The 1,813-nt window shown below is 40.6% G+C and carries 2 protein-coding genes; both read left to right on the top strand.

Going from position 1 to position 1,813, the window contains the following annotated elements:
* On the top strand, positions 1 to 373 hold a 373-nt coding region (locus Q4Q35_RS07145), incomplete at its 5' end, for a RagB/SusD family nutrient uptake outer membrane protein (RefSeq protein ID WP_303277272.1).
* 360 nt (positions 374 to 733) lie between these two features.
* A partial coding sequence (locus tag Q4Q35_RS07150; RefSeq protein ID WP_303277273.1) for an FG-GAP-like repeat-containing protein occupies positions 734 to 1,813 on the top strand: 1,080 nt, incomplete at its 3' end.

Genomic DNA, 1,813 nt, shown 5'->3' on the forward strand with positions numbered 1-1,813 from the left:
GGCTAATTCTGAAGAGTACCCCGTTGTATTTCGATTGGCAGAGCAATACCTAATCAGGGCAGAAGCACGGGCAGAGCTTGGTAAAATATCGGAGGCACAGTCCGATTTAAATGTCATTAGAAATCGAGCTGGTCTTGGAAACACCACAGCTAGCACTAAAGAAGCATTACGAGATGCCATTCTCGATGAGCGGCAGGTGGAACTATTTACAGAACGCGGACACCGTTGGTTCGATTTAAAAAGAAGAGGTGAAGCCGCCGATGTATTGGCGCCACTAAAACCTAGTTGGCTAGATACAGACGTTTTATTTCCTATCCCTGAATCTGAATTATTACTGAACCCAAATCTGTTGCCGCAGAATAGCGGCTACTAATCCCAGCGAAGGCGGGGATCTCATGAAAAGAATCTGTCATCCCCGCGTAACTTGTACCGAACTGGCTTCGATAGGCAGGGATCCACTCGAAGCGACGTATGTAACATTTTGAAAAACAATCATTTATAAAGTACGTCCATGGTAAATCTGCCCTGAGTTTGTTGAAGAATTAAAAAATAATAAATAAATAATATAAATATAAATAAAAGAATCATAATACGACCGAACGTTAATAAAACATCCAGTGGATGGTGGATGTTTGTAGAGAAGGGGCGATCTGGCGCATGGAGTATGTAGTGAGAATTTACATAAAAAAGTATTACGATTATCAATCGAAAAATATGAGACAATAACATAATCATGAAAGTAAACAAAACAATCTTAATAACAATCTTATTCCTTAGCGTGATGAGTTCACAAAGCTATGCACAAACAACGACCAAAAGTGGAACTAAAAATGGGTTAGGTCCCAACGATTTCCCCGAACTCATAAACGCAAACATTCCAGGCGCTCCTAAACTAGGGAAACCCCAATTAATTATGGGTGATTCCATACCCATTAGAGGTGAAGGTAAGGGGTGGGCAGCTCCAGCGGTTTACGATTGGGATGGTGATGAAAAAAAGGACTTACTTATTGGGGAATTTAGAAGTGGGTATAAATATGGACTAAATACAGGGCATTTCGTAAGGGTATATCAAAATAAAGGAACGGAGGATGCTCCTGAATTTAATGATGATTTTTTTTATGCCAATGGCATCAACGATTTAAGAGAAAGTACGGGGACGCCCTTGTCTATTTATACCTGGTGCTGTTTCCCGTTTACACCTCGTTTTACCGATTTAGATGCCGATGGCTTTACCGATTTGTTAACAGGTCAATATAACCCTGGTTATATTACATGGTTCCGAGGAAGCCAAGACGGCTTTTTACCAGGAATCACCCTAGAAGAAGACTATGATGCTTTAATAGCCTCCAAACAAAATAATCAGTCACTTCCGATCACAGATCCTAAAGGAATGAAGTATTGGAATTACTCGTCTGTGGACTTTGGTGATTTTGATAATGATGGGGATCAGGATATGATTGTAGGAGGAGGTGCCTTACGTATCTGTGAAAACATAGGAACTAAATCGACGCCTAAATTCGGCAAAAGAGAGCTGTTATTGGATACACAAGGACAGGCGCTCGAAGGTGGTAGTCTTGCAGTACCTTATGTAGTCGATTGGGACGGAGATGGCGTCTTAGATATTTTAATGACAGATAGTTTTCGCGCAAGAAGAAGTGCAGCAGTCATCTTTTTCCGTGGTCTGAAAAGTAAGAAAGAAGAACTATGTTTTGAAGCTGGTATCCCATTATTTTCAACAAAAAATGACAAAAAAGAATTCCCAGGAAGCTGGCTCAATGTCTGTGTAACCGATTGGAACAATGATGGGGTAAAT

This window comes from Flavivirga aquimarina (assembly GCF_030540835.1).
Classification (GTDB): domain Bacteria; phylum Bacteroidota; class Bacteroidia; order Flavobacteriales; family Flavobacteriaceae; genus Flavivirga; species Flavivirga aquimarina.